This window comes from Bacillus tuaregi (assembly GCF_900104575.1).
Taxonomy (GTDB): Bacteria; Bacillota; Bacilli; order Bacillales; family Cytobacillaceae; genus Bacillus_BD; species Bacillus_BD tuaregi.
The window spans coordinates 842,513-868,725 of the sequence record NZ_LT629731.1 but is presented as its reverse complement, the minus strand read 5'-3'; the positions used below and the strand labels follow the sequence as shown (position 1 = coordinate 868,725).

Below are 26,213 nucleotides of genomic sequence, written 5' to 3'. Positions count from 1 at the left end.
GTTTTATTCTGAGATTAGTATGTTTCCGAAACAGTTTGCGCCTGCATATGGAGAAGAAGATAATCAGGACCACCTGCTTTTGAATCGGTTCCAGACATTTGAAAGCCGCCAAAAGGCTGATAGCCGACAATCGCACCCGTACAGGTACGATTAATATATAAATTCCCAACATGAAATTCTCTTTTTGCCCGTTCGATATGGTCACGATTTTTTGAAATAAAGGCCCCGGTTAGACCATAATCTGTATTATTAGCAATCTCTAGAAGCTGATCTACACTACCAGCCTTACAAAAAGCAATCACAGGACCAAAGATTTCCTCCTGCATAATACGAGCTTTCTCCTTGACATCGGCAATGATTGTCGGTTGGATAAAGAACCCCCTTTCCGGATTACCTTCACCCCCTGCAACAAGTCTGCCTTCTTCCTTACCAATTTCAATATAGGACATTATTTTATTATAGGCAGCTTGATCAATGACAGGACCCATATAGGTTTCGGCTTCCTCCGGGCTCCCAACCGTCAATGATTTCGTTAGCTTAACTGCCCTTTCTAACACCTGCTCATAAATTTTCTCATGAACCACGGCTCTCGACCCTGCCGAGCATTTTTGACCTGAGAAGCCAAAGCCTGAGTAGACAATCGAAGCTGCCGCTAAATCAAGATTTGCATCCTCATCCACCACAACTGTATCCTTTCCACCCATTTCAGCAATCACGCGCTTTAACCATATCTGGCCTGGATGCACCTTTGCTGCACGCTCATAAATCCGACACCCTACTTCACGTGACCCTGTAAAGGACACAAACCGTGTTTTCGGATGGTCAACTAAGTAGTCCCCAATTTCAGCACCGCTTCCTGGAATAAAATTAAGGACACCCTTTGGAAGACCCGCTTCCTCCATCACCTCTACAAACTTTGCCGCCACAACCGGTGTATTATTGGACGGCTTTAATAGAACGGTATTTCCCGTTACAATCGCTGCCACCGTTGTTCCAGCCATAATGGCGAGTGGGAAATTGAACGGGGAAATAACCACTCCAACCCCAAGCGGGATATAGCCATACTGATTGTTCTCTCCCTCCCTGCTGTTAACCGGTGCACCACCTTCAAGACAAAGCATTTGCCGTGCATAATATTCAAGGAAATCAATCGCCTCTGCTGTATCCGCATCCGCTTCCTTCCAGGGCTTTCCGGCTTCCTTGACTAAATACGCCGAGAATTCATGTTTCCGCCTTCTTATAATCGCCGCTGCCTTCAGTAAAACATGCGCTCTTGCCTCTGGAGACCAATTTTTCCAGAAGGAAAAGGCTGATAGTGCCGCCTGCATTGCCTGCTCTGCTAGCTCTTTATTTGCGGCTGATACCGTTCCGATTAATTCCGTTTTTCTTGCAGGATTATAGCTGGCAATCACCTCTCCGCTCGTGATTCTCTGACCGTTAATGAGTAATGGATATTCCTTTCCTAATTGTCGATTTACTTTTTTTAATGCACCCATGAACGCCCGTTTATTCTCTTCAACAGTAAAGTCTGTCAATGGTTCATGCTTATAAGCTGTTACCATTTAATCCCCCCAACAAACGATTTCTATAGTATATGTTGCAAATTTTAGACCCATTACCTTTTAGGCATGATTAGGACTTTTATAGCCGAAACAGAATATCGGGCAGACATCAAAAAGAGGACAGCTCTATTCGCTGTCCTCCTGTTTCAATGATTGTCTTTATTAACTTACTTTCTGTTTGGTTTCGGCATCTGACTGCTTTTGATTTGCTGGTAAAATAAGGCCGATGATTGCTCCCACTATAGCTGGTACAACCCATCCCATCCCCGCCTCAAACAGCGGTACATATTGATTTAAGAAGCTGTATAGACCTTCGAGCTGAAGACCCGCTGCTTTGATTCCATCCATGACACTAAAAATACCTGTAAACAGCATACTCCAGCGATAAACAGATCGTTTCCCCTTAAAAAGAGGGTCTGAGAAGGTTAAAAAGATCAGGACAATCGCTAATGGATAAATCGCAACAAGTACTGGAACGGATATCGTAATTAACAGGCTTAAGCCAACGTTAGCCACTGCAGCGCTGAAAATCGTAAAAATAATCGCTAATGTTTTGTAAGAAAAGGCGGGAAACATTTTTGCAAAATAACTGGCACACGACGTAATTAAACCGATTGATGTAGTGAGACAAGCAAATAGAATCGCTAATCCAAGGATTATATTTCCCATTACCGAGAAATGTGCATTGGCTGAATGGGTTAATAGGGCTCCACCATTATTTGCTTCTCCTGCTGCAAAATTGGTCGTAGCACCTAAATAAGCCAGTCCTAAATAAATCAGTCCTAACGCACCTGCTGCTATGAAGCCTGCTTTGATGGTTGCTTTGGCAATACCGCCCTTTGTTGTAATACCATTTTCTTTAATTGCGTTGATAACAATAATTCCAAAAACGAACGATGCCAGTGTATCCATCGTTAAGTAGCCTTCTTGAAAGCCCTTGAAAAAGGCATTATCCATATAGCTTCCAATTGGTGCAAGCGGTTTGTCAAGCGGGTTAATAACGGTAGTAACTAAGACGATAAGTAAGCATAATAACAGAATCGGTGTCATTACCTTTCCAACCCGGTCCACAATCTTACTCGGATTAAGAGATAAATAGCCGACAATCCCGAAGTAAATCATTGTATAAATCAACAGAGCGACATTAAAGCCGCCGGACATTTCCGGTAGAAAAGGGGCAATCCCGATTTCATAAGATACCGTCCCTGTTCGTGGTATCGCAAAGAAGGGACCAATCGATAAATAAAGGGTTACAGTAAAAAAGAGTGAAAAGGTCGGGCTAATTTTGCTTGCTAATGATTGTACATCATCATGACCTGACACCCCGATAGCCAGTACTCCTAATAATGGTAAGCCTACCCCTGTCAATAAAAAGCCGATAATGGACGGCCAAAAATGGGTACCTGCCGCCTGTCCCAGTGCAGGGGGGAAAATTAAATTACCAGCACCAAAGAATAAAGCAAAGAGCATAAGTCCGATGGCGATTATTTCATTTCGAGATATTTTTGCTTTCATTACAATTGCCTCCCTAATAACGTTTCCCATGAAGAATCTGGTTTTCAATCTTCCGACAACTCATATAAATTCGATTATGATTTCAAAAACAACATTGTTAATTATTGCATAAAAAAATGAAAAGTAAACAGATATATTGAAATACTTTAATATCTCCTGTAGTTTGTTACAGCCCCGTGAATTATCACTATATTTACTATTGTTATCTTAAAGTTATAAGGATAGAGAAGTTACATTTTGTTATATGTGTATAATTTTTCAAAGCAAAAAGAACCTGATTGCATGTATGTCAGGTTCTTTCATCTTTAGTTTCCATTTAGTTCAGATAGGCTGTTTGCGATTAGGGTTTCCTTTTCTGGTATTCCCTCTTTCATGTGCTCAGGAATACCAAGGTTAAGCAGGTCCATATCGATAATATATTTTGGCCTTCGCTTTGTTTCCTGATACACTTTTCCGATATATTCCCCTATTAACCCAATAGCCATCAGCTGTAAGCCCCCAATCAGCCAGATTGAGATAATTAAGGAGGTCCAGCCTATTTCGGTTTCACCAACATATTTCAGGACTAAGAAATAGCTTAGAACAAAAAGGCTGACAAAGAAAAAAGCACAGCCTGTTAGTAATACTATGCGTATCGGTGTAATCGAAAAGGAGGTAATCCCATTAAATGCAAAAGAAAGCATTTTTTTCAACGGATACTTCGTTTCACCGGCAGTCCTTTCCTGACGATCATAGTACACATATGTAGAGGTAAAACCGATTAACGGTACAATTCCGCGTAAAAATAAATTCGCTTCATCGAACCGTTCCAGTTCCTCAAGGGCACGTCTGCTCATTAACCGGTAATCAGCATGATTATAGACTAAATCAACCCCCATTTTTGCCATTATTTTATAAAAGCCCTCAGCAGTCTTTCGTTTAAATAATGTATCAGTATCCCTTTTACGGCGTACGCCATAGACAATTTCATTTCCTTCGTTAAACTTCTCAATAAACTGGCGGATAACCGTAATATCATCCTGTAAATCAGCATCAAGAGAAATCACGCAATCGGAGACAGATTTTGCTGCAAATAAGCCTGCCAGTAAGGCATTTTGGTGACCTGCATTACCGGCGAGCTTTAACCCTCTAATCCTATCAGTATTCAAGCTCGCCTTATAAATTAGCTTCCAGGTCTCGTCCTTGCTGCCGTCATCAACAAATAATAGCCTACTTTTATCTGAGATAACACCATCGTTTGTTAACTCCTGAAGATAGTGCTCTAGGACCTTCATCGTATGGGGCAAAACCGCTTCTTCGTTATAGCAAGGCACAACAAGTGTAACAACTGGTGTACTCATGTTATATCCCTCCAAGATGTTGTATTGAATATTTCCCAGAAACTGTAAAAACGGTGATATGTAGTTAAAAAGCGCGGATATGTACTCCAAAAGCGCGGATATTGGGCCGAAATCCGCGGATATCCCCCCGAATTCCGCGGATATATCCATTTTTCGAGTTAAATAGCTCGATACAGGTAGATTTTCCAGATCGCTTCCTTGCTTGAGAATACTTTCTCAAGCTCTAAGCGGTTCTCATCGGCATTGACAATCGGAACGGCTGACAAAATATGCGTTCCACCCATTTTTTTAAAGGGTTCAAGATTGAATTGGACAGCTTTAAGCTTCTTTTTCGTATTTTTTTTGAACATATAATGCTTCCCTAATTCATCCGTATACAAATAGCAGCGTCCGCCCCACTCATCGAAGTAAATGCGTATTTTCTTGTTTTTGGCTAATTCCTTTTCAATGATTTTTCGAAACTCATGCTTGTAAGACAAGGGATAAAAGTTATTATAGGAGTCTACTGTATAAAACCCGTTGTACTGAGCAATGGCTGGATGCAGTCCAACGCTTGCCACCCGGTATTCCTCTACAGGTCGACCGATATAGTCTTTAATCTCTGAGAATAATTCCTCAGCATAAAACTCCTTCACGGAAGGCTTCGAGCGGTAGACAATCTCTTCGTTAAAAAAACCTAATAGTACGAGCTGGGCCATTAAACTAAAGTAAACAAGTGGTCGAAATTCCTTTTTATTTTGCCAGATGATTTTCAAGGCGATGGCAAAGGATGCATAAATGACAAGCGGCCGTAAAAAGTGAAAGCGGGCAAAGTTAAAGGTGTTCATGAAATGAAACCTTTCTGCCAGAGGCTGCCAGCCTTTATAAAACCAAAAGGCATACCATAGCGATAAAACAAAGTTCAGGATGAACAAAAAGACAAAGTATTTTTCCTGTCTCCACCAGCCCTTTCTCCAGACCAGGTAAAAGCCGGCCAGTAAAATCGGCAAAATGATTAAGCCGTGAACGGTCATGACATGAGTGTGTCCAAGCACATAATTCTTAAAGGTGAGGCGAATAGCCCTCCATATGGAGAGACGGGCGTGAATGTATTCATCGCGACTGTTCGGCTCAGTAGAAAAAAGAAAGGAATATACAAGCCTGTATTCAACAAAGCAATACACAGCAGCCATATAGATAAGAGAAAGTAAAAAGGCAAGGTTATGCTTTTTTCGCCTCAATACGTCAATGATCCAGAGCACCCCCATGGCAAACAAAAAAAAGAAAAAGCCAAGGACAATACTCGAATAAAAGGGGAGCAGAGTCAGCACGAGATACTGCTTCCACGACCGCCTGCCGCTACGAATATGCAGAAACGACCAGAGAGCTAGCGGCATTCCCAGTGTGCTAAGCATACCTGATGGCCAAAACGGAGTTAAAGCAAATGCCAAGGCTGCCCCGACGTTAATGAATCCCCACTCTTTCCCGGCTAAGAGGTGGTCGCGTAATAGCCAATACATGCCAATAAAAGCAAATACTCTTGTTATCGTTTGACTTAATGCATAGGCTGTCATGGTTGGAAATAGGGCGTAAAGCCAGACAATTCCACTGAACTCTGTACCATAGGCGTTTCTTGGGATTCCGTTCATAACCTGCGGGACTACAGCATCAATGGACCCAAAGATTTGTCCACTTTCCCGCAATACTTTATACCAAGCCAGATTAGAATCTAGATTGTCGTGGACTCGAATATGAGCATTTTCCCCTAGAATAAACAGTGGTGCGACATAAATAGCAAGAATAATAAGGGCAATGATAATCCATTTTTTCTCCTTATGAGCATGTAAAGAATCCAATCGCTAACACCCCATGAACGTAATTGCTCTTACTTTTTACTAATCGGGTTAAAATTATCCAAAAACGCTAACTTTTTCACAACAAAAAAAGCCCTAATAAAGAGGCCCCTAGATGGATAAATGATTAATATATCGCCTGATTAAATAACTTGAATAGATTCAAGGATAATTTGACATAATACAAATGTTTACTATGTCATGTTTCTCAAAAAGATGCTGACTTGCATAAAATAAGAAAAAAGTGAAGGAGAGGTTTTTATGGGGCTTTTTAGCTATCTATCAGATTGGAAGGCCAGTCTATATGAAAAAAGAATTTCTGAGGCGCAAAGCTTAGGGCATTGTCCTGACTGTAATGGCAAAGGCTTTCAAATTCCTATTGTGAATGAATATTGCTATCCAGAATCCTACGAATGCCATGGCTGTAACGGAACAGGTTCCTTTTCTCATTGGAATGCCAACAGTCAATCATAAATAAATCCCGGCTACCTCATTAAACCGGGATAAATTGCTTTCCAAATGATTCTTCTTTACGTAGCTGTTCTTGCTGCTGTATATCCACTTCTTGTTTGCGCAGCTGTTCAAATAACTGTAGTTCAAGACTGCTAGCTTTGTGAACATCTGCATCCATCAGGATTTGAAATAATATATCGGCATCCTTCATGGCACTGTTTATACCAATGGCTCCAGTCGGACTCATCGTATGCGCAGCATCTCCGATAATGACTAAATTATTTTTCACCCAGGTCTCACATTTAGAGCTCTGCACCTGAAGTAAAACAAAATCATCCCATGATTGAATTGAAGCCTTGACCGTTTCTTCCAGCTGCGGAAAAGCATCCACTAGCTGTTGGACAAATGGTGTAATCGACTGCTTTCGAAGCGCAGAATACGAGCCTTCCTCAATATTCCACCCGATTTGAATAAACCCTCCCTGCTGCGTAAACAAGGCAAGCTGTTCATCATTCACTAAAGCCATGCGAACGGTTGGCTCCCAATCCACTGGAGCTGGGATACGTGCCCAGAGTAGATCATAGCCATGCTTGATTTTAGCAAAGGGAATGCCAGCTAATTTGCGGATTGTTGAAAACCGTCCATCTGCACCAATAATTAATTTACTGCTAATCAAGATTTCTTTTCCATCCTTAACTGCCTTCACACCCGTATATTGACCGTCTGCCTCGACTAATTCGACCACTTTTGTATTTAATAACAGCTTGAATAGGGTGAGTGGTTCACTTTTTTTCAATAAAAGGCCGAGAAGATGCTTCTGCGGGACGTGAATGCCGCAGTGATTGACTCGTTCATCTGGCATAATCGTCCGAAATACTTCCCCATGGTCCCAATATTCAACCCGGTCCATTCTTAATAAGCCAATGCTTTCCAGCTCATCAAAAAGATCATATTTACGTAAAATATTCTCGCCGGTCTCGTTTAGATGCTCTCCCCTAAACTCTTTGTTAATATTCTCGTTCCGCTCAACTAAAATCGTTGAGATATTATGACTTGAAAGCAGATAGGCAAGCAATGCACCAGCAGGTCCGGCGCCTACAATACACACATCTGTCTTAAAATCATAGTTCATGTTCTATCACCCGTCGTTTTTTGTCTTATGATTATACTAGCTGTTTTTAGGGTAAGCCGTTAGGAGCAGGTCAGCACCAATTGTCTCAACAGAGTCAAATTCAAGTTCTAGTGCCGCATCCATCGTTTCAACGTCCTCTCCTGTAAACGGGGTTAAGGAGCGCCGTCCGCCTAGTACCTTAGGTGCCACATAGACCTGAAACTTATTAATCAGCCCAGCACGTAAGAAGGCACCATTCACTTCGCCTCCGCCCTCTACTAGCACATCTGTAATACCTAATTCAAATAATTGCTTTAGAATGAAAGAGATATCGAGCCCCTCGTCCCCTTTTGGTGCGGCATAAACCTGAACACCCTTCGCTAAGAGAGCCGCTTCCTTCTCTTCATCTACCCCTTCCTGCGTAAAAATCCACGTTTCGGCTTCCGAGCATTCTGTGATGTTTGCATCGAGAGGAGTACGTAAATGAGAATCAATGATGATTCGAACCGGGTTCTTACCCCCTTCAGGTATTCTCGTCGTTAGCATCGGATCATCCGCCAGCACCGTTCCAATTCCAACCAGGATGGCATCCATCTCATTCCGCAAATAATGAACCTTCTGCCTTGAAGCTTCACCTGTTACCCATTTTGAATCGCCATTATAAGCAGCAATTTTACCATCAAGCGTCATCGCTACCTTCGAAATGACAAATGGCGTCTGTGTCAGCATGTTGTGAATAAAGCGTTCGTTTAATCTTCTTGCTTCCTGCTCGTGAACACCAACCTCCACTTCAATACCGGCAGCCTCTAGAATCCTAATACCCCTTCCGGCTACAAGCGGATTGGGATCCTTCATCGCAATAACCACTCGAGAAACACCTGATTCTGCTACTAAATTGGCACAGGGCGGTGTCTTCCCAAAATGGGAGCATGGTTCAAGTGTAACATAGAGCGTGGCTCCTTCAGCATGGTCTCCTGCCATGTGAAAGGCGTGGACCTCTGCATGCGGTTCCCCTGCTTTACGGTGCAGTCCAGTACCGACAATCATTCCATCCTTGACAATGACCGCCCCCACAAGGGGATTTGGATTTGTATTTCCTTTTGCAGTAGAGGCTAAATCAAGTGCAAGCTTCATATAATCGTGATCCGTTTTCATGATTAACTCTCCTTAATTGGTTATGCTCATTTCACTTTTAAGAATATGTCCTGATTTCTCTACTTTTGTTGCCAAATAAAAGCTGTTATAGTCGGACTCGCCGCCCCAAAGCGGAATATGATCATGAATGGTCAGCCCCGCAGCTTTTAAGGCCGCAATTTTTTTCGGGTTGTTCGTAATCAGCGTAACTGGATTTTCCCTTAAGCCCTTTATGACTCGGATGGCTTCTTCATATGACCTGATATCATCTGGAAAACCAAGAGCATTATTGGCTTCCACTGTATCATACCCTTCCTGTTGAAGGATATAAGCAAGTGATTTGGTGAATAAACCAATGCCTCGACCTTCATGATTAGCTAAGTAAAAGAGCGCTCCGCTTCCCTTTTTCACAATCATTTTCATCGATTGACGGAGCTGAAAGCCGCAATCACAACGCTGACTACCAAAAATATCACCGGTATGACAAATACTGTGCATCCGAATATAGGCTTCTTCTGTATGGTTGAAATCACCATAGACTAAAACAGAAGACTGCTGAGCACTGGCTAAATCTGCTGTTAACAACGATTCAAGAAGTTGTTCCTTATCGGATGGAAGTTTGTCTAGCGTGAGCCATGTATACCATTGAAAGGTTACGGTCTCACCATCCAGCTGGACAGGGAGCTTCACCGGTCCCACTAAGCAAATATCCTGTTTATGATCCTGTTTTAAAATTGTCATTCTATCTATTAGTATATCTCTAACTTTATTTGAAATCATCATGTTCATCCTCTCGGAAAAGAATACACTGTCCACATATTACTTACTATATGTAAGTAAGTATAAATTCGTAAATAGTTGACGTCAAGTAATTTAATCACTATTATTATAGTAATAATACATTTTTGCTAAGGAGGTTATAATGGAGGCAAACACAATTTGTCCTAAATTTCACAAGGCTGTTGAAATCCTCAGTAAGCGTTGGAATGCACTGATCATTAACCAGCTTATGTCCGGTTCTCAGCGTTTCTGTACCATTAACTCCTCCATGCCCATCAGCGGTCGGCTACTGTCCGAAAGATTAAAGGAACTGGAAAATGAGGGGATTGTTTCAAGAGAGGTCTTCCCTGAAGTACCGGTACGTGTTGAATACACATTAACTGAGAAAGGCTTAGCTCTCCAAAATGTATTTAAAGAAATTAATCAATGGGCTAGCGTTTGGGTACGGACAGCCGAAGATAGAAAAGAGGATGAGATGTAAATTCATCCTCTCTTTGTCGTTGTTCCATATCCTGATTAGACCACCAACGATTGGAAATGGCAAGAAAATAGAACTGCACGTGCTATAGAATGGCAGACAAACTCCCTTTTATAACATCCGTTTTATAGCTTCTTTACCATTATGAAAGCTGATTTATTCGTCTATACTGAATAAAATGACTCTATCAACAAGAGGTGAGAAGCTTGCCGCAGCAAATGCTTTTAATGTTTATACGATTACCGCTGTTAGTACGGACCTTTTTAATAGCCGTTTCGTTAATTACATTTTTCGGAATCATCGCCCACTTTATTGAACCAGAGAGCTTTCCGACCATTTTTGATGGAGTGTGGTGGGCCATTATCACAGCCTCAACCGTTGGGTACGGAGATTTCGTCCCCAATTCAACGATTGGAAAAATAACTGGTATTCTGTTAATTATTACAAGCGCTGGCTTTCTCTCCTCCTTCTTTGTAATCTTATCAACGGCCGCTGCAGCAAGACAAAATGAACATTTGGAGGGGAAAATGACATACAAAGGTGAAGGACATTATATCATTGTCGGATGGAATGAGCGCTCAAGAGAGGTCATTTACTCATTAGTAAATGAGCAAAAGTCTGCTACTATCGCTTTAATTGATGAAACATTGAAGAAGAACCCATTGCCGCATAGCCCGGTTCATTTCGTCCAAGGACGATCGAACCAGGATGATGTGCTAACAAGGGCCAATGTCCAATCAGCCATAAAGGTGATTATTACGGCCGACCCGACAAAGGATGAATTGCAGGCAGATATGAATACTATCCTCACCCTGCTTGCCGTAAAGGGACTCAATCCGCGTGTCGAAACGATTGTAGAAATCCTAACAAATGAGCAAATAGCGAATGCCACTCGAGCCGGGGCTGACGAAATCATTCAAACCAATATGCTGTCGAGCTTCGTTATGCTGCAAAGCTTAGCCTCACAGGATATTGTCACTTCCTTTTTAGATTTATTATATCAGCTAACAGAGAAAAAGCTTGTCTTTCTCAATGCGGAGCAGGATATGCTGGAAAAAGACTTTGCGGAAATGAGCTTTCTTCTCCTTCAGGATGGCAGACTTCTACTAGGAGTAAAACGGGGCGGCGCCACCATCCTAAACCCACCGCAGCCCTTCTCTATCGAAAAACACGACCAGTTGATTATCATTACATAAGAAAAGGCGCCTGACACCACAAATGGACAAATGATCGCATTTTGTCTTTCTGTAGTGTCAGGCACCTTTTATTTAATTATAATCTTTTTTCAAGCTCAGCTTTTTTCTCTTCGTAGCCTGGCTTTCCAAGCAGCGCGAACATATTGACTTTATATGCCTCTACCCCTGGTTGGTCAAATGGGTTAACACCTAATAAATAACCACTCATGGCACAAGCCTTTTCGAAGAAATAAACTAGATAACCAAAGGTATACTCGTCAAGCGCCGGAATCGAAACAATCAGATTTGGCACACCACCGTCTGTATGGGCAAGCAAGGTACCCTCAAATGCCTTATTGTTGACGAAATCAACCGTTTTACCAGCAAGATAGTTTAGACCATCTAAATCATTGTCAGCCGCTTCAATAGACAGCTCATGTTTTGGTTTCTCCACTTTGATAACTGTTTCGAAAAGATCACGGCGGCCCTCCTGTACGTATTGGCCTAATGAATGAAGATCCGTTGAGAAATTGGCTGATGAAGGATAGATTCCCTTTTGGTCCTTTCCTTCACTTTCACCGAACAGCTGCTTCCACCATTCGTTGAAAAACATCAGACCTGGCTCATAGTTAATCAACATTTCAATCGTTTTTCCTTTGTTATAAAGAATATTTCGGATTGCTGCATATTGGTATGCTGCATTCTCTTGAAGCTCAGATTTTCCGAAATCCTCACGGGCACTAGCAGCGCCCTTCATCATGGCTTCAATATCTGCACCGCTGACTGCTATCGGCAGAAGTCCAACCGCTGTTAACACAGAGTAGCGACCGCCTACATCATCAGGAATCACAAAGGTTTCAAAGCCTTCTTCGTCTGCTACTGTTTTTAAAGCACCTTTACTCTTATCAGTTGTGGCATAAATTCGCTTAGCCGCTTCTGCTTTTCCATATTTCTCTTCGAGTAGCTTCCGGAAAATTCGTAAAGCAATCGCCGGTTCTGTTGTCGTACCTGATTTGGAAATCACATTAAGTGAGAAATCCTTTCCTTCTAACAGATCCATAACGTCCTTCATGTAAGAAGAGCTAATATTATTGCCAATAAAGATGACTTGCGGAGTTTTACGCATTTCCTTTGGCAACGCATTATAAAAGCTATGCTGCAGTGCCTCAATAGCCGCACGCGCACCTAAATAAGAGCCGCCAATTCCAATCACTAACAGCACATCGGAATCATTTTTAATTTTTTCAGCAGCTTTTTGAATACGGGAAAACTCTTCTTTATCATAATCAACAGGCAGATCAATCCAGCCTAAAAAATCACTTCCTGCGCCTGTTTTTTCATGTAAAGAATGATGGGCAACCTTAACGGCGTCCTGTAGGTATGTAATTTCATGCTCACCAAAGAAGGAAAGAGCTTTTGAATAATCAAATTGAATATGTGTCATGTTGGCCTCCATTTTTTTAATCACTTTATACTTTACCGAAAGGTGAAAATATTATCAAGGAACTCCCTTACTTGTAAGCGTGCCCAATTTCGACACTTTTTTTCACATTTTTTTCCTTCCACTATTTATTTTTAGGCATGACATTTGAAGCACTCCCTCCTCACAGTATTTTTTAATAAAAACGACGAATAATTCTCTTCATCCAATACACCCTAATAGTGTAGCTCAATCTATAAAATGGAGGCGGTTCTTTTTGAGCGCTATTCAACGAATTGCATTACTTCTTACCATCATTGGAGCAATTAATTGGGGTTTAATCGGATTCTTCGGTTTCAATCTTGTCGAATCCCTGTTTGGAGATGGTTCAACGCTTTCTCGAATCATCTACAGTCTCGTTGGAATTGCAGGATTGATTAATTTAGGTCTATTATTTAAGACCAATACCGAAGCAGAAAGGTCACCAGAAGCACGTCCAACTAGATAATCCGCGCTATACCCAGTAAAAAAGGTAGTGCCTAGCACTACCTTTTTTACTGGAGAACCCGCTTAATTCGAGCCACTGCCCAATCAATCTGTTCTTTTGTAATCACAAGCGGCGGTGCAAATCGAATGACCTTGTCATGCGTTTCCTTACATAAGAGACCTTCCTTTTTTAATGCTTCACAATACGGGCGCGCATGTTCGAAGAGCTCCATCCCGATAAAAAGCCCCCTTCCACGGATCTCCTTAATCATTGGACTCTTGATTTTATTTAACTCATTTAGAAAATAATGGCCCAATTCAAGCGAACGTCTGCTGAGGTTTTCTTCTAAGATCACCTGTAGGGCGGCCATCGATACGGCACATGCAAGTGGATTCCCGCCAAAGGTTGAGCCATGTGAGCCTGGATTGAACACACCTAAAATCTCCCTATTAGCGGCGACACAGGAAATGGGAAAGACACCACCACCGAGTGCCTTGCCCATGATATAGACATCCGGCTCGACCTGCTCCCATTCGCAGGCAAACATCTTCCCTGTCCTTCCTAAGCCAGTCTGGATTTCGTCAGCCATAAATAAAACGCGGTTTTGTGCACACAACTCGTATGCCTGCTGTAAGAAACCGTCGGGTGGAATAACAATCCCTGCCTCTCCTTGAATCGGTTCAATCAATAGGGCGGCTGTATGAGGAGTGATTGCCTGTTTTAAAGCCATAAGGTCACCATAGGGGATGAGCTTGATTCCAGGCAGCAAAGGTCCAAACCCTGACTGATATTCCTGCTCTGATGATAGCGAAACAGCTGTCATTGTCCGGCCATGGAAATTCCCTGTACAGGCAATAATTTCCGCTTGATTTTCTGGTACATTTTTTATTTGGTAGGCCCATCTACGTGCTGCTTTAAAAGCTGTCTCAACTGCCTCAGCGCCAGTATTCATCGGCAATACCATTTCCTTCTTCGTTAGCTTGCATACTACCTCATACCATGGGCCGAGCTGATCATGATGAAAAGCACGCGAGGTTAAGGTGACTCGATCTGCCTGGTTTTTAAGAGCCTCAATAATTTTCGGATGTCGATGACCCTGATTTACGGCTGAATATGCACTAAGCATATCCAAATACTGATTTCCTTCAGGGTCCCACACCATGACTCCCTCCGCTCTTGTCACGACAATGGGCAGCGGCTGATAATTTCTTGCCCCATATTTATCTGCCTTGGCTATGATTTCAGTAGATTGGTTGACCATCCTGTCCCTCCGTTCCCTTCATTTACAAAAAAAAAGAAGTATAAAACATTATATAATGTCCTATACTTCTTTATTATTGTGATTACTTATTGATTAGATTTTCTGCCTTAGACTGTTCAATCCACTCTTGAAGCTTGTCTTTTAATGTGTTAAAGCCCTGCTCTGTTTCTGTAGTAATTGGTGCAGCTGCCTGACGTTTGCGAGGCTTTTTCGCTTTTACTTCAGCCTCTTGTGCCGGTGCTTCTTCAGTTGCACGGATAGATAAGCCAATTTTTCCAGCTGCTTCATCTACTGACAATACTTTTACTGTAACTTCATCGCCTACTTTAAGATGATCATTAATATCCTTCACAAAACCATGCGTAATTTCTGAAATGTGAACTAATCCTTGATTTTTTTCATCCAGTGCAACAAATGCTCCGTACGCTTGAATCCCAGTTACTTTACCCTTTAGTACACTTCCTACTTCGATCTTTTCTGACATGAAAACACTCCTATTTTAAAATTATTTTATTCATATTTATACGCAATATAAAATTATAGCATAACTATTTGGTTTTATCAAAAATAGTATTTGAAGAATCTAATGAATTTAACCTATTTTATTAAAAAAAAACATAAAAAAAGAATAAAAAAGGAGAAACTGGAAAGACTTAGAGTGTAAGACTTTCTAGTATTCCCCCCTTTTTGAAGTGGACAACCTTTATGGCTGTCCTTTTTTTTATTTAAAGCCATTATTGCGCTGGCAGATTGTCGATGAATCGTTTCATCCGTTTGACGGCTTCTTGAATTTGCTCTAATGAAGTAGCGTAGGAGCAGCGAATATGTCCCTTGCCGCTTTCTCCAAAAACATCTCCAGGTACGACGGCAACACCTTCCTGAAGCAGAAGCTGCTCGGCAAAATCCTGTGAGCTTAATCCAGTTGACTCAATCGATGGAAATGCATAAAACGCTCCACCGGGCATATGACAGGTAAGGCCGATTTCATTAAAGGACTGCACAATGAAATTACGGCGTCGACGGTAGCTTTTGACCATATCTTCTACATCTCTACGCCCGTTGCGAAGGGCATCAAGGGCAGCATACTGTGCCATTGTTGGAGCGCACATAATGGCATATTGATGAATTTTCAGCATGGCACTGGCTATTTCCACCGGCGCACAAACAAACCCCAGTCTCCAGCCGGTCATCGCAAAGCCCTTTGAAAATCCAGAAATTAATATGGTTCTTTCTCTCATACCCGGTATAGCAGGAAGACTCGTATATTCCTCATCATAGACAAGCTCTGCATAGATTTCGTCAGCAATGACAAGTAAATCATGCTTTTCAACCATGGCAGAGAGCTCTTCCAATTCCTTTCTATTCAGCATAGAGCCTGTGGGGTTATTAGGAGAGCAAAGCATGACGGCTTTCGTTTTCTTCGTTATAGCCCCTTCAATTTGACTCGGCAAAATTTTGAAGTCATTTTCCTTTAAGGTCTGCACCTGGACAGGTACGCCGCCAGCTAGCTGTACCATTGGAACATAGGAAACAAAGCATGGCTCTACGACAATCACTTCATCACCTGGATCTAAAATAGCTCGCATCGCAATGTCAATCGCCTGGCTAGCACCAACGGTTACTATGATTTCATTTTCCGGATGATACTCGACCTTGAACTGTTTTTTCATGTAATAAGAAATTTCTTCCCGTAATTCCGGCAAACCTGCATTAGCCGTATAGGAGGTGATTCCCTGCTCAAGGGAAAGTATTGCCGCTTCCCGTACGGACCAGGAAGTAACAAAATCAGGTTCCCCAACACCGAGCGAAATCACGCCTTCCATTCCCGCTGCAAGGTCAAAAAATTTCCTTATTCCAGATGGTTTAAGGTCTTTTGCAATTTTGGATAAATGAGAGTTTTTAGCTAATTCCATTACGGTGACACCACAATTCGTTTGTCTTTATTGTCTGGCTCAAAAATAATTCCATCATGCTTGTATTTTTTTAATATAAAATGAGTGGTGGTGGATAAAACGGAATCTAAAGTAGACAGCTTCTGTGATACAAAGCTTGCGATTTCGTTCATTGATTTCCCTTCAATAATAACGGATAAATCATAGGCACCTGACATTAAATACACAGAGGTTACCTCTTTAAAGCGGTAGATTCTTTCCGCTATTTCATCAAAGCCAACGCCTCTTTTGGGTTGAACCTTCACATCAATCATAGCTTTAACGCCTGTATATTCCTCCACTTTTCCCCAATCAATCAGTGAAATATACCTAACAATCACTTTATGATCCTCAAGCTTTTTAATTGCCTGCTCTGTTTCCTCGACCGTTAAGCAGACCATTTTAGCAATATCTTCTGTTGTTAAGCGGGCATCCTTTTCAAGAATCTCCACTATTTCCATTTCTTTTTGCGTTAACTTCATGGAAAGACCTCCAAGTATTTTAAATAGTTACATTATAGCAAAATTTCTCGAATTTTTACTGTTATTTTATGCAAAATCAAAAAAATATCGCAGGCGTTTTTAGGACTAATCTCTTTTTTTTATAATAAGACCAGGAATTCAGTATCATAATCTATATTTTTATCCATAAAAAGAAGCAGTGTTTATCACTGCTTCCACGATACTATTTTTTCGAAATTTCGCCGCAGGCAACTCGATCACCGGCATTACCAGCAGGCTGTGACATTCCATCATCCTTTTCATTATGAATAACAATCGTAAGACCTTCCTTCGTTAATAAGGTTGTCTTTCCTTCCTTGAAGGTGACATTAGGGGCCATTAGTTCTGCTTTAACGGTACCATCATCCTGTACAATGAGATTAGGCAAGTCACCCGCATGTGCTCCTTTTGGATGCAACAGCCCATGCTCCTTTTCCTCCGGGTTATAATGTCCTCCTGCTGATTTGAAATCAGGTCCTTTACAGGTTCCTTTCTCATGGATATGAATCGCATGTTCTCCTGGAGGCAGCCCTTCTAAGTCAACACTAAGCTTGACACCGCTTGATTGCTCCTCAAGCTTTACTATTCCAAGTGAGTCACCGGAACCATTATGCATCTCTACATCCATATTGGTAATTTGTTGTTCTGCACATCCGACCATCAACCATAAGAGTAATATCCAAATCCCGTTTCTTTTCATAAATACAAATCCTCCGTCAAGACATTTTGTATTCAGTCTTGACGAAGGAGCCGGAAGTTATACGGTTTATAACAGAACAGCTTTAGCTCTTCTCCTCCTGCTTAGCCTGCAATCGTTCTTCTAATTCTTTTGCTTGATTCTCTTCCCTTTTGGATAGCTTAACAAAAAGCCTTACGGCGAAAAAGGCAAGCAATGAAAAGATTATTAATTGTATAAGTGCTGGAATATACTCCGATTTGTCTTCCGGAAAATATAAAAATAATCCTATAATAAATGATAAATTCATCTGCACTAGTCCTTTCTAATCAGCCATTTACTAGCCAATTATAACAGTTTTTTTCAAATCCTTCTAATTTTCCGACTAGTATCTCTGGATATGCACAACTTATTATTTTGTTTTTCTGCTTTCGTACGTCATAATAAGCAGATATGAAGCACACACAATTATTCTATCAGGAGGTTTAGAGAGAGTTGGATACCTTAAAAGTTGGAGATACAGTGACCGCCATTTATAAAACAGGGAAATATATAGGAGAAGTGACCGATATCCGCCCTGAACATTATCTAGTCAAAATACTTGCAGTGATTAAGCACCCAATGCAGGGAGATTTACATCACCCTAAGGATGCCGCTGTACCATTTTTTCATGAAAGACGTGCACTTGCATTCCGAGAACAAACCAATGTGCCGAAAAAAATGGTTAAAGTCTTCCATGAAGAGGTACCAGATTATGAGGGATCATTAAAGGCAGCTATTCAAGTACTGAAGGAAGAACTAAAAAGCGATTCATCGGACTGGGCACAGCAAAGCTTGAACAATATCAATCAATTAGAGCAGGATTATTTTGGTTAAGCAGGAGTAATTCCTTTGATAAAAACAAAAGGCCAAATCATTTACGTGATTTGGCCTTTTAGGCAAATTTATTAAGTATATGTGCTAAGTCAATGCGGTCGCCAATCGTGGTTGGCTCTGGATTATGAAGATAGCTTTTATCTTTTTCTACCAAATTAAAAATATGATAGGTTGTTAGTGCATCATCGAGAGCACGGTGGTGTTTCCCGACGCCATCTTTTCCATATTCCTGTACTGCCTTCCAAAGCCCTGTTTGGTTTTGATCACCAAAAAAGCGTTTATATTCCATAGAAAGGTCTACTTCCTTAGCTCTGAATGGAAATGGTACGGCAGCCTGCTCACAATTTTGCCTTAATACCCTCATATCCATATTGCCCCAGGTGACAACCGTATTCTTATAGCCCTGTGATAGTTGTGTAAATTTATTAACAAGCTCAATAAAGGTGATTCCTTGATCAACCTGATCCTGTTGAATTTGAAGAAATGATTTACAATGACCTGATAGAATCGGAAAACGAACTGGAGTTACATAGGTAGAATACTTTTCGAGGATTTGATTATCCACAACCGCCACAATTCCGGCCTCGATTATTTCCGGATAAAATCCCCTTGTCCTTCGCCCTTTTTCTGGCATGGTAAACTCAAAATCTATAAACAGATATTGCTGATCTTCTGCCATCCCTCCACCACCTTTATTTCTCATAATAGAGTGATAAATAGTCCCTTCAATCCAATTATTCTCTTATTATACCATAAATAAAGGAGCATTTTTAGTCTTCTATTCAATTAATTTGCCAAATAGTGCCAAACATATAGACCAAATTCGCCCGTCGAATTTGCGTCCGGATGACCTGAGCTCGATAAATTCCCTTTAACTTCTCTGAATGAAATCAAAATTAAGACTGACTCCAAACGAAGTCAGTCCTCAATCCGAACATATTCACGCGGATAAAACTTAATAAAGGGTTCCACAAGTCGATTTTCCAGTTGGTTTGTATGAGTTACATTCATGATTCCCGGCTGATTTTCCACATAGCTAGAATCTGACGCCTGATGGCTTTTTTGATTTAGTACCCAAGCCCCTGAAAATAACAAAACAAAAATCCCCATTGCAGCAGCCACTTTTTTCATCATCTCACTCACCACCATTATTAGCATGGCAAGGAAAGACCCATTTTATACTCGCAATTGGTCAGTAAAAAATGAACAACATAAAAAAATTTTTTTTACACAAAATATATATGTTTCTACCTATTTAATATCAAAGCGGAAAACTCACTTAGCACGCTAGTTGATTAAATGCAAAGGAATTTATTTTACGATATAATCTTTTCTGAAGTTGATAATGATTGATTAGCTATTCATTTTCAATCTAAATCAATAGAATAAATTTTGTTTAAAGGAGGCTTTGACTTGTCATTATTACTTTTGGCCATCTTGTCACCATTACTGCTAGCCGTATTCGTGCCAATCTTCTATAAATACTTTCGGCCTATACATACCGGCTGGTTTGTGTTACCGCTCCCGGTGATATTATTTAGTTACTTTCTTACCTATATCCCTATCACAAGCGGAAACCAATTTGCAGCTCAAACGCTTTCTTGGATTCCTTCTTTAGGAATTGATTTTGCCGCGAGAGTGGATGGACTTGGGTTGTTATTCGCCCTTCTCATTACAGGTATCGGGGCACTAGTTGTCCTCTATTCTATTTACTATCTAGGAAAGAACAAGGAACAGCTGAATACCTTCTATGTTTATTTATTAATGTTCATGGGCGCGATGTTGGGCGTTGTCTTATCTGACAATCTAATTGTCCTTTATATGTTCTGGGAACTGACGAGCTTTTCGTCCTTCCTGTTAATCGGCTATTGGTACAACAGAGAAAAGTCACGCTATGGCGCACAAAAATCAATGCTGATTACGGTCTTTGGCGGGTTATGCATGCTCGGAGGTATCATCCTCCTGTATCTGATGACAGGTACATTTAGCATTTCTGAAATAATGAATATGGGAGCGGATTCATTCTTCCATAACAGCTTATTTATCCCTGCTCTCATCTTTATCCTTCTTGGTGCTTTTACCAAATCCGCGCAGTTTCCATTTCATATTTGGCTGCCTGACGCAATGGAAGCACCAACACCTGTCAGTGCCTATTTACATTCAGCGACAATGGTTAAGGCAGGTATTTATTTAGTCGCTAGATTTACACCATTCTTTGGTGAGAGCTCTGTCTGGTTCTGGCTTGTATCTGGAATCGGTTTGTTCACTCTGTTCTGGGGATCCTTTAATGCAGTCAAGCAAATTGATTTAAAAGGGATTCTTGCCTATTCAACAGTCAGTCAGCTGGGGATGATTATGTCCTTACTTGGAGTGGGAGCAGCTGCACTACATTTCGAAGGAATCCATGACAGCTACTTTACGGTTGCTACAACCGCTGCTATCTTTCATCTTATCAACCATGCCACGTTTAAAGGCAGTCTTTTCATGGTTGTTGGGATTGTCGACCATGAGACAGGAACACGTGATATTCGTAATCTTGGCGGTTTAATGACCTTCATGCCGATTACCTTTACGGTTTCCATTATTGGAGCCTTTTCAATGGCAGGTCTGCCGCCGTTCAACGGATTCTTAAGTAAGGAAATGTTTTTTACTGGAATGGTTCGAATTCAAGAAGCAGGACTATTCAATCTGGAAACATTGGGAATTCTGTTCCCAATTATCGCCTGGATTGCTAGTATCTTCACCTTTATCTACAGCATGATTCTCGTTTTCAAAACGTTTACTGGAAAATATCAGCCTGAAAAACTGGAAAAGAAACCACATGAAGCACCAATGGGTATGCTGATTTCACCGATTATATTAGTATCTCTTGTGATCATTATATTCTTCTTTCCAAATCTATTGGCCGATACTCTTATTGCTCCGGCAATGGCCTCGATACTACCGAGTCTTCTGACTGGGACAGAAACCTTTCATGTCCATATCGCTGCCTGGCACGGGTTTACGATCGAGCTCTATATGACAATAGGCGTTATCCTTTTGGGAACGATAATGTTTTTAACAAGGGAAAAATGGATGGGAATATATCGCATTTTTCCAGAGAAATTAACTATCAATCATGTATACAATGGGTTATTAAATCATTCGCAAAGCTTATCACGCTCGTTTACCGATTTTTACATGAATGGTTCCATCCGAACCTACCTGCTTTATATTTTTACGTTTTTCATTGTCCTATTACTTTCGACAATGGGTTTGAAAAATGCTTTTACGTTAGATACCAGTAACCTCGGGACTATTGGAATTTGGGAAATCATTCTGGCTTTGTTAATTGTGATCAGCTGTATTGCCGTTCTATTCTCAAAATCCCGAATGACCTCGATTATTCTATTAGGAGCTGTCGGTTACACGGTTTCACTTTTTTATGTTTTATTCCGTGCTCCGGACCTAGCCTTAACACAGCTCGTGATCGAAACGGTTTCCGTTGCTTTATTCCTGCTTTGCTTCTATCATCTGCCGAAAAAACGCAATGAAGAACGAATGCGCTTTAAGTTAACCAATGCGATTATATCGATTGGGGTAGGATTGGTTGTTACGCTTATAGCTATCTCAGCACACAGCAATAAAGTATTTGATTCGATTGCCCAGTATTATGTTGAGAACACTTATACGGAAGCGGCAGGGAAAAATATGGTTAACGTCATCCTTGTTGATTTCCGGGGCTTTGATACTATGTTTGAAATTACGGTGTTAGCTATCGCTGCCATTGGTATATTCTCGATGATTAAGCTTCGCCTGTCGGGGAGGAAAGAATCATGAAAACAAAAGAAAATGATATTATTTTACAGACCTGTACAAAAGTCGTTCTGTTTATCATTATCCTATTTTCGGTTCATTCCTTCTTCGCTGGTCACTATGAACCGGGCGGGGGCTTTATTGGCGGTCTTATGACATCTGGTGCCCTTGTTTTACTATTGATTGCTTATGATAAGAAAACCGTGGCGAAGATTCTTCCGATTGATTATAAAATCATGATAGCCGTTGGTTTGTTATTTGCTGTTGGAACGGCGGCAGGAGCGATATTCTTTAATGTTCCATTTTTAACGCATGCATTCGGTCATATTGATTTGCCGATTTTAGGTGATACTTCACTCCATACGGCAACACTCTTTGATTTAGGCGTTTACTTGGTTGTTATCGGTGTGACAATGACCATTATTCAAACGATAGGGGAGGATGAATAATGGAGATCTTAATGGCTGTTGTCATTGGCGTACTATTTATGTCGGCCACTTATTTAATGCTTTCTAAAAGTCTCTTACGTATCATTGTTGGAACAGGTCTTTTAAGCCATGGAGCCCATTTACTGCTCCTAACAATGGGAGGATTAAAAAGAGGAGCGGCACCGCTCCTTGGCGAGAATGCTTCCTCTTATACGGATCCAATTCCACAGGCTCTGATCTTAACGGCGATTGTTATAAGCTTTGGCGTTACTGCCTTTTTCCTTGTTCTTGCTTATCGCACCTATCAAGAGCTTGGGACAGATAATACTGAACGATTGAGAGGAACAGAAGGAAATGATTAATTTTTTACTATTACCGATTATCGTTCCATTGCTGACGGGAATCCTGTTGCTCTTTCTTGCTCGGCATATTACTGCTCAGCGTTGGATTTCTGCTCTGTCTTCATTTGGAACCATCATTATTTCAGCATTATTAGTCCAGAAAGTTCGTACCGATGGAATTCAAACCCTTAATCTCAGCAATTGGGAAGCCCCTTTTGGCATCACACTTGTGTCAGATATGCTTTCAGCTCTGCTTGTACTAACCACAAGTATTATCTTATTCTCGTGTATCATCTATTCCTTTTTTGGAATTGGAAAAGAAAGAGAAAAATTTTATTACTATGCTGTCGTTCAATTTTTAATTGTGGGGGTTAATGGTGCTTTCACAACAGGAGATATCTTTAATTTATTCGTCTTTTTCGAAGTGATGCTCATGTCATCCTATGTACTGCTTGTACTGGGCGGAACAGCCATTCAATTAAGAGAATCGATTAAATACATTCTTGTGAATGTCATTTCTTCTGCTCTGTTTGTTATCACAGTAGGGTATCTTTATTCCATTATCGGTTCCTTGAATATGGCCCATATTTCAAGCCGAATCAGCGAAATGGGACAAACCGGAATTCTTACTGTGATTGCGATACTTTTCTTAATTGTCTTCGGCCTAAAGGGAGCTATTTTCCCATTATATTTCTGGCTGCCAGGTTCCTATTACGCACCACCTGCGCCTGTAATGGCGTTGTTTGGTGCCCTGCTGACAAAAGTCGGTGTTTATTCTATTATGAGAACCTACACCCTATTCTTTTACCATGATCAAAGCTTTACGCATCAAATCATCAGTGTATTAGCGCTATTGACCATCGTATTAGGGGTAATTGGCGCCATCGCCTATCAGGATATCAAAAAAATTATTATCTACAATATTGTTGCTGCAATTGGCGTGATTCTATTTGGCGTTGCCGTTATGTCTCCCGTTGCGATAACAGGTAGTATTTACTATCTAGTCCATGATATGTTGATCAAAGCAGCCTTATTCTTGCTCATCGGGATTATGATTTCAATAACAGGGACAAGCAATTTAACTAAGATCAGCGGGTTAATTCAACGCTATCCCGGTCTTGCTTGGGTTTTCTTTATTGCTGCTGCATCACTGGCAGGGATTCCCCCGTTAAGTGGATTTTTCGGCAAGCTGTTGATTATCCAAGGTGGATTTGGCCAAGGCGTTTTCTGGGGTGCCGTTATTGTCCTGTTATCAAGCCTACTCATTTTGTTCTCCGTGATGAAGATTTTTGTTACTGGCTTTTGGGGCTCAGCCCGTTCATATGAAGGGGAAAAGAATGTCCCGGTGAAAACACTCTTAATTGCACCAGTCATACTGGTTGTATTATCAATCGTCATGGGGGTAGGATCTGAGACCGTTCTGTCTTATATCTCGATTGCTGCGGAAACCCTATTAAATCCTGACATCTACATTGATGCTGTAATAAAGGAGAGGTGAGGATGGCATTTCAAATCGCATTAAATTTCTTTCTTGCACTTACTTGGATGTTTTTAAAAAACTCGTATGATGCCGGATCATTATTTGCCGGTTACTTAACCGGCTTTATCATCATTTTTGTATTTAGACGCTTCTTCAACTCTCGGTTCTATGGAGCACGTATCGTTGCGGTCATTCATTTAATTCTTGTTCTGCTTAAGGAAATCGTCCTATCTAATCTTGCCGTTTTGAAGGTTGTTTTAAAGCCAAAGCTTGATATGCAGCCGGGCATATTTGCCCTGCCGACAGAGCTGACAAAGGACTGGGAAATCTTAGTGCTTTCGAGCATGATTACACTAACACCTGGTACGCTGGTCATGAAGGTATCTGACGATAATAAAATTTTATATGTTCATGCAATGGATGTTCCTGATGTAGAAGCAACAATTAGTAGTATTAAACACTCATTTGAAAGACTGATTCAGGAGGTGAGCCGTTAATGCTGGAAACAATTGTATCCATAGCACTCCTGATGATAGCTATCGCTATGGCCATGTTAATCTATCGCGTCATTAAGGGGCCTACAACACCGGACCGAGTAATTGCTCTTGATGCACTTGGAATTAATCTTGTCGCCATTGTCGCCCTTACATCGATTCTATTAAAAACTAGTGCTTTCCTTGATATTATATTATTAATTGCCATTCTTGCGTTTATTGGAACGGTAGCCTTCTCAAAGTATCTTGAAAAGGGGGTTATCATCGAAAATGAACGAAATCGTTAACGTGATTATCTTTATTTTGATCATACTTGGAGCATTTTTAAATTTAGTAGCTGCTTTTGGCGTAATAAGACTTCCTGATGTGTACACGCGGAATCATGCTGCCTCAAAGGCAACAACGCTCGGAATCTCTGCTATTTTATTGGCAACCTTTTTATATTATTACCTTGAGGTCGGTCATTTTAATGCAAGAATTCTCCTTGCCATTGTGTTTCTCTTTCTTACATCTCCTGTTTCCGGTCACCTTATTAACAGAGCGGCCTACTACTCAGGAGTACCATTATGGGAAAAGAGTGTCAGGGATGAATTAAAAACGGAAAAAAAGCAACAGCTATAATCATAAAAAGAGGTGGCACAAACTCATTCGTGCTCACCTCTTTTTTCTCTATTTTCTTATCTTAATAACGGCAAGTGTACAGCGGGAAATACAGATTAGCTGGTCTTGTTCATCCGTTATTTTCACTTCCCAGACCATTGTCGTTCTGCCACTATGAATAACCTCACCGACTGCCGTAACGATGCCGTCCTTTTTTCCTTTAATATGATTGGCATTGATTTCGAGTCCAACTACCGCCTCATTCTCTTTATCAACGAATTCATAACCACCCACACTTGCAACGGTTTCAGCCAACGCTACACTTGCCCCGCCATGCAGAAGTCCAAATGGCTGGCGCGTTCGGTCATCTACAGGCATCGTTGCTGTAACGCGCCCTTTTTCTATCTGCTTCAATTCTATCCCCAGTGAATGCATTAATGTTTTTTGAAGATTCATGTACGTTCTCCTTTGTACCGATGTAATTTAACCTTATGTATACCAACATTATTATAGCTGATTTTTCCTGCTATAGTTTATGATACAA

The 26,213-nt window shown here is 41.0% G+C and carries 29 protein-coding genes; 12 read left to right on the top strand and 17 right to left on the bottom strand.

The window, feature by feature from the left end; translation table 11 throughout:
- Positions 1-14: 14 nt before the first annotated feature.
- From pruA to BQ5321_RS06385, 4 genes are all read right to left on the bottom strand, one after another.
- Complete coding sequence (gene pruA / locus BQ5321_RS06400) at positions 15-1,562, bottom strand: L-glutamate gamma-semialdehyde dehydrogenase (RefSeq protein ID WP_071393720.1); 1,548 nt, start codon at positions 1,560-1,562, stop codon at positions 15-17.
- Between the two features lie 162 nt (positions 1,563-1,724).
- Positions 1,725-3,077, bottom strand: a complete 1,353-nt coding sequence (brnQ, locus tag BQ5321_RS06395) for a branched-chain amino acid transport system II carrier protein (protein WP_071393719.1) — start codon at positions 3,075-3,077, stop codon at positions 1,725-1,727.
- Positions 3,078-3,382: 305 nt separating this feature from the next.
- Positions 3,383-4,417 carry a glycosyltransferase family 2 protein gene (locus BQ5321_RS06390; protein WP_071393718.1) on the bottom strand — a complete coding sequence of 345 codons (1,035 nt, stop codon included), beginning with the start codon at positions 4,415-4,417 and terminating at the stop codon, positions 3,383-3,385.
- A gap of 158 nt (positions 4,418-4,575) precedes the next feature.
- On the bottom strand, positions 4,576-6,252 hold the full coding sequence (locus BQ5321_RS06385) for a DUF6044 family protein (protein ID WP_071393717.1): 1,677 nt from the start codon (positions 6,250-6,252) through the stop codon (positions 4,576-4,578).
- 258 nt (positions 6,253-6,510) lie between these two features.
- On the opposite strand from BQ5321_RS06385, the gene BQ5321_RS06380 reads away from it, so the two are divergent.
- Positions 6,511-6,723: a hypothetical protein gene (locus BQ5321_RS06380; protein WP_071393716.1), complete on the top strand. Its 213-nt coding sequence runs from the start codon at positions 6,511-6,513 to the stop codon at positions 6,721-6,723.
- 19 nt (positions 6,724-6,742) lie between these two features.
- Here the strand turns inward: BQ5321_RS06380 and BQ5321_RS06375 are convergent, their stop codons facing one another.
- The 3 genes from BQ5321_RS06375 to BQ5321_RS06365 are packed head-to-tail and all read right to left on the bottom strand — an operon-like array spanning position 6,743 to position 9,730.
- Complete coding sequence (locus BQ5321_RS06375) at positions 6,743-7,834, bottom strand: FAD-dependent monooxygenase (protein ID WP_071393715.1); 1,092 nt, start codon at positions 7,832-7,834, stop codon at positions 6,743-6,745.
- Between the two features lie 36 nt (positions 7,835-7,870).
- Positions 7,871-8,968 (bottom strand): bifunctional diaminohydroxyphosphoribosylaminopyrimidine deaminase/5-amino-6-(5-phosphoribosylamino)uracil reductase RibD, encoded by a 1,098-nt coding sequence (gene ribD, locus BQ5321_RS06370; RefSeq protein ID WP_071393714.1) that lies wholly within the window; start codon positions 8,966-8,968, stop codon positions 7,871-7,873.
- 12 nt (positions 8,969-8,980) lie between these two features.
- Positions 8,981-9,730: a GTP cyclohydrolase II gene (locus tag BQ5321_RS06365; RefSeq protein WP_071393713.1), complete on the bottom strand. Its 750-nt coding sequence runs from the start codon at positions 9,728-9,730 to the stop codon at positions 8,981-8,983.
- A 139-nt stretch (positions 9,731-9,869) separates the two neighbouring features.
- Between BQ5321_RS06365 and BQ5321_RS06360 the strand changes: the two genes are divergently transcribed.
- Both BQ5321_RS06360 and BQ5321_RS06355 read left to right on the top strand, forming a co-directional pair.
- Positions 9,870-10,208 (top strand): winged helix-turn-helix transcriptional regulator, encoded by a 339-nt coding sequence (locus BQ5321_RS06360; RefSeq protein WP_071393712.1) that lies wholly within the window; start codon positions 9,870-9,872, stop codon positions 10,206-10,208.
- A gap of 194 nt (positions 10,209-10,402) precedes the next feature.
- On the top strand, positions 10,403-11,401 hold the full coding sequence (locus tag BQ5321_RS06355) for a potassium channel family protein (protein ID WP_390622140.1): 999 nt from the start codon (positions 10,403-10,405) through the stop codon (positions 11,399-11,401).
- A 76-nt stretch (positions 11,402-11,477) separates the two neighbouring features.
- Here BQ5321_RS06355 and BQ5321_RS06350 read toward each other — a convergent pair whose 3' ends face one another.
- A complete protein-coding gene (locus BQ5321_RS06350) occupies positions 11,478-12,824 on the bottom strand; it encodes a glucose-6-phosphate isomerase (protein ID WP_071393711.1) in 1,347 nt (448 codons plus the stop codon).
- A 253-nt stretch (positions 12,825-13,077) separates the two neighbouring features.
- Between BQ5321_RS06350 and BQ5321_RS06345 the strand changes: the two genes are divergently transcribed.
- Entirely contained in the window at positions 13,078-13,308 is a 231-nt protein-coding gene (locus BQ5321_RS06345) for a DUF378 domain-containing protein (RefSeq protein WP_071393710.1), read from the top strand.
- Positions 13,309-13,354: 46 nt separating this feature from the next.
- On the opposite strand, the gene BQ5321_RS06340 is transcribed toward BQ5321_RS06345, so the two are convergent.
- The 6 genes from BQ5321_RS06340 to BQ5321_RS06315 all read right to left on the bottom strand — a co-directional run bounded on the left by BQ5321_RS06340 (position 13,355) and on the right by BQ5321_RS06315 (position 17,965).
- Positions 13,355-14,548, bottom strand: a complete 1,194-nt coding sequence (locus tag BQ5321_RS06340; RefSeq protein ID WP_071393709.1) for an ornithine--oxo-acid transaminase — start codon at positions 14,546-14,548, stop codon at positions 13,355-13,357.
- Positions 14,549-14,630: 82 nt separating this feature from the next.
- Positions 14,631-15,032 carry a S1 domain-containing post-transcriptional regulator GSP13 gene (gene yugI / locus BQ5321_RS06335; RefSeq protein WP_071393708.1) on the bottom strand — a complete coding sequence of 134 codons (402 nt, stop codon included), beginning with the start codon at positions 15,030-15,032 and terminating at the stop codon, positions 14,631-14,633.
- A 250-nt stretch (positions 15,033-15,282) separates the two neighbouring features.
- Positions 15,283-16,461: an aminotransferase gene (locus BQ5321_RS06330; RefSeq protein WP_071393707.1), complete on the bottom strand. Its 1,179-nt coding sequence runs from the start codon at positions 16,459-16,461 to the stop codon at positions 15,283-15,285.
- Positions 16,461-16,961, bottom strand: a complete 501-nt coding sequence (locus BQ5321_RS06325) for an Lrp/AsnC family transcriptional regulator (RefSeq protein ID WP_071393706.1) — start codon at positions 16,959-16,961, stop codon at positions 16,461-16,463. Before BQ5321_RS06325 ends, BQ5321_RS06330 begins: the two co-directional genes overlap by 1 nt.
- 202 nt (positions 16,962-17,163) lie before the next feature.
- The gene (locus BQ5321_RS06320) at positions 17,164-17,640 is read right to left on the bottom strand and encodes a superoxide dismutase family protein (protein WP_407639275.1); all 477 of its coding nucleotides are present in this window, start codon (positions 17,638-17,640) and stop codon (positions 17,164-17,166) included.
- A gap of 121 nt (positions 17,641-17,761) precedes the next feature.
- Positions 17,762-17,965 carry a hypothetical protein gene (locus BQ5321_RS06315; protein ID WP_071393704.1) on the bottom strand — a complete coding sequence of 68 codons (204 nt, stop codon included), beginning with the start codon at positions 17,963-17,965 and terminating at the stop codon, positions 17,762-17,764.
- A gap of 185 nt (positions 17,966-18,150) precedes the next feature.
- On the opposite strand from BQ5321_RS06315, the gene BQ5321_RS06310 reads away from it, so the two are divergent.
- Entirely contained in the window at positions 18,151-18,531 is a 381-nt protein-coding gene (locus BQ5321_RS06310) for a kinase-associated lipoprotein KapB (RefSeq protein WP_071393703.1), read from the top strand.
- A gap of 58 nt (positions 18,532-18,589) precedes the next feature.
- On the opposite strand, the gene kapD is transcribed toward BQ5321_RS06310, so the two are convergent.
- Both kapD and BQ5321_RS06300 read right to left on the bottom strand, forming a co-directional pair.
- Positions 18,590-19,210, bottom strand: coding sequence for a 3'-5' exonuclease KapD (gene kapD, locus BQ5321_RS06305; protein ID WP_071393702.1), 621 nt, complete (start codon positions 19,208-19,210; stop codon positions 18,590-18,592).
- Positions 19,211-19,449: 239 nt separating this feature from the next.
- On the bottom strand, positions 19,450-19,665 hold the full coding sequence (locus BQ5321_RS06300) for a hypothetical protein (RefSeq protein WP_071393701.1): 216 nt from the start codon (positions 19,663-19,665) through the stop codon (positions 19,450-19,452).
- Positions 19,666-19,944: 279 nt separating this feature from the next.
- Between BQ5321_RS06300 and BQ5321_RS06295 the strand changes: the two genes are divergently transcribed.
- The 7 genes from BQ5321_RS06295 to mnhG are packed head-to-tail and all read left to right on the top strand — an operon-like array spanning position 19,945 to position 25,690.
- Positions 19,945-22,350, top strand: coding sequence for a Na+/H+ antiporter subunit A (locus BQ5321_RS06295; RefSeq protein ID WP_071393700.1), 2,406 nt, complete (start codon positions 19,945-19,947; stop codon positions 22,348-22,350).
- Positions 22,347-22,775, top strand: coding sequence for a Na(+)/H(+) antiporter subunit B (locus BQ5321_RS06290; protein WP_071393699.1), 429 nt, complete (start codon positions 22,347-22,349; stop codon positions 22,773-22,775). Before BQ5321_RS06295 ends, BQ5321_RS06290 begins: the two co-directional genes overlap by 4 nt.
- Positions 22,775-23,116 carry a Na(+)/H(+) antiporter subunit C gene (locus BQ5321_RS06285; protein ID WP_071393698.1) on the top strand — a complete coding sequence of 114 codons (342 nt, stop codon included), beginning with the start codon at positions 22,775-22,777 and terminating at the stop codon, positions 23,114-23,116. Before BQ5321_RS06290 ends, BQ5321_RS06285 begins: the two co-directional genes overlap by 1 nt.
- A complete protein-coding gene (locus BQ5321_RS06280) occupies positions 23,109-24,593 on the top strand; it encodes a Na+/H+ antiporter subunit D (RefSeq protein WP_071393697.1) in 1,485 nt (494 codons plus the stop codon). Before BQ5321_RS06285 ends, BQ5321_RS06280 begins: the two co-directional genes overlap by 8 nt.
- A 2-nt stretch (positions 24,594-24,595) precedes the next feature.
- Positions 24,596-25,072 carry a Na+/H+ antiporter subunit E gene (locus tag BQ5321_RS06275; protein ID WP_071393696.1) on the top strand — a complete coding sequence of 159 codons (477 nt, stop codon included), beginning with the start codon at positions 24,596-24,598 and terminating at the stop codon, positions 25,070-25,072.
- A 32-nt stretch (positions 25,073-25,104) separates the two neighbouring features.
- Complete coding sequence (locus BQ5321_RS06270; protein WP_390622183.1) at positions 25,105-25,356, top strand: Na(+)/H(+) antiporter subunit F1; 252 nt, start codon at positions 25,105-25,107, stop codon at positions 25,354-25,356.
- Positions 25,340-25,690, top strand: coding sequence for a monovalent cation/H(+) antiporter subunit G (gene mnhG / locus BQ5321_RS06265; protein WP_071393694.1), 351 nt, complete (start codon positions 25,340-25,342; stop codon positions 25,688-25,690). The genes BQ5321_RS06270 and mnhG overlap by 17 nt, the downstream gene beginning before the upstream one ends.
- Before the next feature lie 48 nt (positions 25,691-25,738).
- On the opposite strand, the gene BQ5321_RS06260 is transcribed toward mnhG, so the two are convergent.
- On the bottom strand, positions 25,739-26,125 hold the full coding sequence (locus BQ5321_RS06260; RefSeq protein ID WP_071393693.1) for a PaaI family thioesterase: 387 nt from the start codon (positions 26,123-26,125) through the stop codon (positions 25,739-25,741).
- Between the last annotated feature and the right edge of the window lie 88 nt (positions 26,126-26,213).

Excerpts from the sequence above, each read along its gene's own strand:
- BQ5321_RS06330 (WP_071393707.1), bottom strand. The coding sequence starts at position 16,461 with ATGGAATTAGCTAAAAACTCTCATTTATCCAAAATTGCAAAAGACCTT.
- brnQ (WP_071393719.1), bottom strand. The coding sequence starts at position 3,077 with ATGAAAGCAAAAATATCTCGAAATGAAATAATCGCCATCGGACTTATG.
- BQ5321_RS06285 (WP_071393698.1), top strand. The coding sequence starts at position 22,775 with ATGGAGATCTTAATGGCTGTTGTCATTGGCGTACTATTTATGTCGGCC.
- BQ5321_RS06390 (WP_071393718.1), bottom strand. The coding sequence starts at position 4,417 with ATGAGTACACCAGTTGTTACACTTGTTGTGCCTTGCTATAACGAAGAA.
- BQ5321_RS06300 (WP_071393701.1), bottom strand. The coding sequence starts at position 19,665 with ATGATGAAAAAAGTGGCTGCTGCAATGGGGATTTTTGTTTTGTTATTT.
- BQ5321_RS06365 (WP_071393713.1), bottom strand. The coding sequence starts at position 9,730 with ATGATGATTTCAAATAAAGTTAGAGATATACTAATAGATAGAATGACA.
- BQ5321_RS06350 (WP_071393711.1), bottom strand. The coding sequence starts at position 12,824 with ATGACACATATTCAATTTGATTATTCAAAAGCTCTTTCCTTCTTTGGT.
- kapD (WP_071393702.1), bottom strand. The coding sequence starts at position 19,210 with ATGGCAGAAGATCAGCAATATCTGTTTATAGATTTTGAGTTTACCATG.
- BQ5321_RS06325 (WP_071393706.1), bottom strand. The coding sequence starts at position 16,961 with ATGAAGTTAACGCAAAAAGAAATGGAAATAGTGGAGATTCTTGAAAAG.
- BQ5321_RS06375 (WP_071393715.1), bottom strand. The coding sequence starts at position 7,834 with ATGAACTATGATTTTAAGACAGATGTGTGTATTGTAGGCGCCGGACCT.
- BQ5321_RS06380 (WP_071393716.1), top strand. The coding sequence starts at position 6,511 with ATGGGGCTTTTTAGCTATCTATCAGATTGGAAGGCCAGTCTATATGAA.
- BQ5321_RS06270 (WP_390622183.1), top strand. The coding sequence starts at position 25,105 with ATGATAGCTATCGCTATGGCCATGTTAATCTATCGCGTCATTAAGGGG.
- BQ5321_RS06320 (WP_407639275.1), bottom strand. The coding sequence starts at position 17,640 with ATGGTCGGATGTGCAGAACAACAAATTACCAATATGGATGTAGAGATG.
- BQ5321_RS06280 (WP_071393697.1), top strand. The coding sequence starts at position 23,109 with ATGATTAATTTTTTACTATTACCGATTATCGTTCCATTGCTGACGGGA.
- BQ5321_RS06340 (WP_071393709.1), bottom strand. The coding sequence starts at position 14,548 with ATGGTCAACCAATCTACTGAAATCATAGCCAAGGCAGATAAATATGGG.
- ribD (WP_071393714.1), bottom strand. The coding sequence starts at position 8,968 with ATGAAAACGGATCACGATTATATGAAGCTTGCACTTGATTTAGCCTCT.
- BQ5321_RS06275 (WP_071393696.1), top strand. The coding sequence starts at position 24,596 with ATGGCATTTCAAATCGCATTAAATTTCTTTCTTGCACTTACTTGGATG.
- BQ5321_RS06290 (WP_071393699.1), top strand. The coding sequence starts at position 22,347 with ATGAAAACAAAAGAAAATGATATTATTTTACAGACCTGTACAAAAGTC.
- pruA (WP_071393720.1), bottom strand. The coding sequence starts at position 1,562 with ATGGTAACAGCTTATAAGCATGAACCATTGACAGACTTTACTGTTGAA.
- mnhG (WP_071393694.1), top strand. The coding sequence starts at position 25,340 with ATGAACGAAATCGTTAACGTGATTATCTTTATTTTGATCATACTTGGA.
- BQ5321_RS06260 (WP_071393693.1), bottom strand. The coding sequence starts at position 26,125 with ATGAATCTTCAAAAAACATTAATGCATTCACTGGGGATAGAATTGAAG.
- BQ5321_RS06360 (WP_071393712.1), top strand. The coding sequence starts at position 9,870 with ATGGAGGCAAACACAATTTGTCCTAAATTTCACAAGGCTGTTGAAATC.
- BQ5321_RS06315 (WP_071393704.1), bottom strand. The coding sequence starts at position 17,965 with ATGAATTTATCATTTATTATAGGATTATTTTTATATTTTCCGGAAGAC.
- yugI (WP_071393708.1), bottom strand. The coding sequence starts at position 15,032 with ATGTCAGAAAAGATCGAAGTAGGAAGTGTACTAAAGGGTAAAGTAACT.